The sequence below is a fragment of the Paenibacillus darwinianus genome (genome assembly GCF_000598065.1).
In the GTDB taxonomy this organism is placed as follows: domain Bacteria; phylum Bacillota; class Bacilli; order Paenibacillales; family Paenibacillaceae; genus Paenibacillus_I; species Paenibacillus_I darwinianus.
Genome location: NZ_KK082213.1, coordinates 15057 through 18449, shown reverse-complemented (window position 1 = coordinate 18449; position 3393 = coordinate 15057). Strand labels below are relative to the sequence as shown.

Sequence of the window (3393 nt, the reverse complement as noted above, 5' to 3'; positions counted from 1 at the left end):
TCGTTTACCGGGTACGGCTGAGCGAGCTCGAGGATGAACGGTGCCGGTATTATACGCGCGCCTTGACCGCGCTTCGCGGTACGCCGTTATTCGCAATGAGCGAGGCGGTGTCGGGCTTTCCGGTCATGTGGGTCGGCACTGCCGAAGACGGCTGGTTCGGCAGCGCCGGCCTGAACCGGACCTCCGCGCTGCGGGCGGCCTTGGAGCTGGCCTTGCTGAAGGCCCAGAACGGTTCATCCGGTGTCACGCCGTATGCGCTGCAGGCCGAGTCCGTCCTGTACGCCGACGGGCATACGCGAAGCGCGGCGATTGCGGGCGATGTCTCCTCCGCAGACGCGTTGCGAGACGCGTTGCGGGTATTGACACGGAACGGCCAGCGGTTGGTCGTGAGCGAAGTGGCGGCGGAGTCCTTCTGGAAGGAAAGGCCGATTCGCGCCGTTCGCGTATCGCTGCGAGAGGAGGAGGTGCGTTGAGCGCGAAGGTCGTCGTTTATGGAAATGGGCTGCTGACCGAGCAGGTCTGCAGAGAATTGTCCGGCGAATACGGGCTTATTCGCGCAGGAATTGACGCGGAGACCGATCCGGTCGACGCGGATATCGGCCTCGTGCTCGACGATGGTTGGCATCCCCGCATGCAGGAGACGGCGGAGGCGGCTATGCGCCAGGCGGGCATTCCTTGGCTGCGGGGATTCGCATCGTTCGGTGAATATGTGATCGGTCCGTTTGCCCGGCCCGGCTTGAAGGGCTGTCCGCGCTGCGCGGATTGGCGCCGGTTGATGGCAGGCGGCGACCGCAAGGAGATGTGGACGCTTCAGCAGAGAGCGGCGGATGCCGGCGGCATCGGGCCCGATGCCTGGTGCTCCCGCAGCGGGCTCCGGCAGACCGCGCTTCTGCTGGCGGCTATAACGAGGGAAGCATTGAACGGCTGCGGAAGCGCACTTCCGCAGCAGCATCTGCTGCTGGTGAATCTGCAGACGCTTAGCGTTTCGCGCCACTTTTTTCTGCCGGATCCGCTGTGTCCCGTGTGCGGCGGACTGCCCGACGATTCGCCGTCGGCGGCCGTCGGATCCCTGCAGCCCAGCCTGAAAGTCCATCCGGGAAGCTATCGCAGCCGTTCGATGGACGAATTGAAGCCGTTGCTGTCCCGGGACTATCTGGATTACCGCACGGGCTTCCTTAACGGCACAATGCGCGATTTGGTGTCTCCATTTGCCGATGTCAGTGTGAATCTGCCGTTGTTCGGCGGAGATGAAGCGACTGCGGGAAGAACCCATTCCTACGAGGTGAGCGAGGCGACGGCTATTCTCGAAGGGCTGGAACGATACTGCGGCATGTCGCCGCGCGGCAAGCGCACGGTTGTGCGAGGGAGCTACCGCAAGCTGGAGAAGGACGCCTTGAATCCGACTCGTGTCGGCCTCCATGCGCAGGAGCAGTACGACAAGCCGGGCTTTCCATTCCAGCCGTTTGATGCGGACCGTCCCCTGGATTGGGTGTGGGGGTATTCGTTTCTGCAATTGCGTCCGATCCTGGTGCCCGAGCTGCTCGCGTATTACAGTATGGGCTGCGGGAGCGGCTTCGTCTATGAGTCTTCCAACGGCTGCGCATTGGGTGGAAGCCTGGAGGAGGCCGTGTTTTACGGCATCCTGGAGGTGGTGGAGAGGGATGCGTTTCTGATGACGTGGTACGCGCGGCTTCCGCTTCCGCAGCTCGATCCGCATGCTGCGGGCGATCCGGAATTAACGCTGATGCTCGACCGCTTGCAGACGGTATCCGGGTACGAGACGCTGCTGTTCAACGCTACGATGGAGCACGGCATTCCCAGCATATGGGCGATGGCGAAAAATAAAAAGTCCCGCGGCGTGAATCTGGTATGCGCGGCCGGGGCTCACCTCGATCCGGTGCGGGCGGTGAAAAGCGCCGTCCATGAGCTGGCGGGCATGCTGATGACGCTCGGCGACAAATTCGAGGCGCAGCGGGACGAATATGCGCGGATGCTGGACGATCCGTCGCGGGTCCGGCATATGGAGGACCATTCGATGCTGTATGCCTTGCCCCAGGCGGAGCCGCGGCTCGGCTTCCTGCTGGAGGGGAGCGGCCGCCGCGCGCCGCAGACGTTTCGGGAAGCATTCGGACCGCAGTCGAAGCACGCCGATCTGACTGAGGATTTAAAGGAATGGATGGAGGTGTTCCGTCGGCTCGGGCTTGAGATAATCGTGGTCGATCAGTCCACACCGGAAACGCTTCGCAACGGGCTGTATTGCGTGAAGGTGCTCATACCGGGCATGCTGCCGATGACCTTCGGCCACCACTTGACGCGTCTTGCCGGACTGGATCGGGTGCTCAGGGTTCCGGCGCAGCTCGGCTTTGCCGAAAAGCCGTTGAAGCCGGAGGAGCTGAATCCTCATCCGCATCCGTTTCCATAAATTTATATTGCGGGGAGGGGTTCGGTTGAGGCCGGAAGAGTTCATTCGTTGCTTGCATTTTGAAACCGAGCGGGCGAGACCCGCGAACTGGGAGACGGACTGGGATAACGCGCCATTGCCGTATAAGCTTTACCGCCGTTTGCCCATGTTCCCCTTTACTTCGGGGATTCCGCTGAAGCTTGGGGAGACGGAAGCGCTGATGAAGCCGGATTTGGCGGCAGTCGGCCATTTGTTATGGTACGCCTACGGACTCGCGCGGGTTTCCCAATCCGTTCCGGAGGCGGAGGTGCTGCGGGCGGGAGGCGCGCCGGCGCACCTATTCCGGCGCTTCGCGGCATCCGGGGGCGGGCTGTATCCGAACGAATTGTACATCTACCTCCGGACCGGCGGGTGGCCGCGTGGGATCTACCATTATGACGCCGCGCACCATCGGCTTGCGCTGCTGCGCGAGGGCGACTTCGACGGCTACGCCGGCAGAGCGCTGGGCGGCCGCTTCGATCTCACGGGCTGCTTCGGCATCGTCTTCGCATCGGTGATGTTCCGCAAAAATTTCTATAAATATCACAATTTCTCCTACCGGCTGCAGGGACTGGACACCGGACTGCTGATCGGCCAGCTGCTGGAGACGGCGCGGCGGCTCGGGTACTCGGCCAAGGTCTGCTTTCAATTTCTCGATCGGGCGGTGAATCATCTGCTCGGGTTGGCCGAGCGGGAGGAAAGCGTGTATGCGGTTATCCCGCTGTCGGAAAAACCGTTGCCGCTCAGCTTGGGCGGAGTGGACGCGACGGCTGCCGTCGAGCTGTGCAGGGAGCTGCCCGCCGTCTCGCATGACTATGCTGTCGGGCCGGGCCGTTCGCCCGAATATCCGGTGCTGCTGCGAATGAACGAGGCCTGCATGCAGCATTTCGCCCGCGATTTCCGGCAGCTTGAAGCGGCGCCGCGCCCGGCCGCCGACCGGGAATCGCCGGCGC

Annotated in this window: 2 protein-coding genes and 1 pseudogene; all 3 read left to right on the top strand. The window is 63.0% G+C overall.

Annotation, left to right across the window (positions count from 1 at the left end; genetic code table 11):
• Positions 1–473: pseudogene (locus BG52_RS16240) on the top strand (bacteriocin maturation protein); the annotation flags it as partial.
• Positions 470–2422, top strand: a complete 1953-nt coding sequence (locus BG52_RS14015) for a TOMM precursor leader peptide-binding protein (protein ID WP_036581690.1) — start codon at positions 470–472, stop codon at positions 2420–2422. The pseudogene BG52_RS16240 and the gene BG52_RS14015, both read left to right, overlap by 4 nt.
• A gap of 25 nt (positions 2423–2447) precedes the next feature.
• A partial coding sequence (locus BG52_RS15525) for a SagB family peptide dehydrogenase (protein ID WP_036667526.1) occupies positions 2448–3393 on the top strand: 946 nt, incomplete at its 3' end.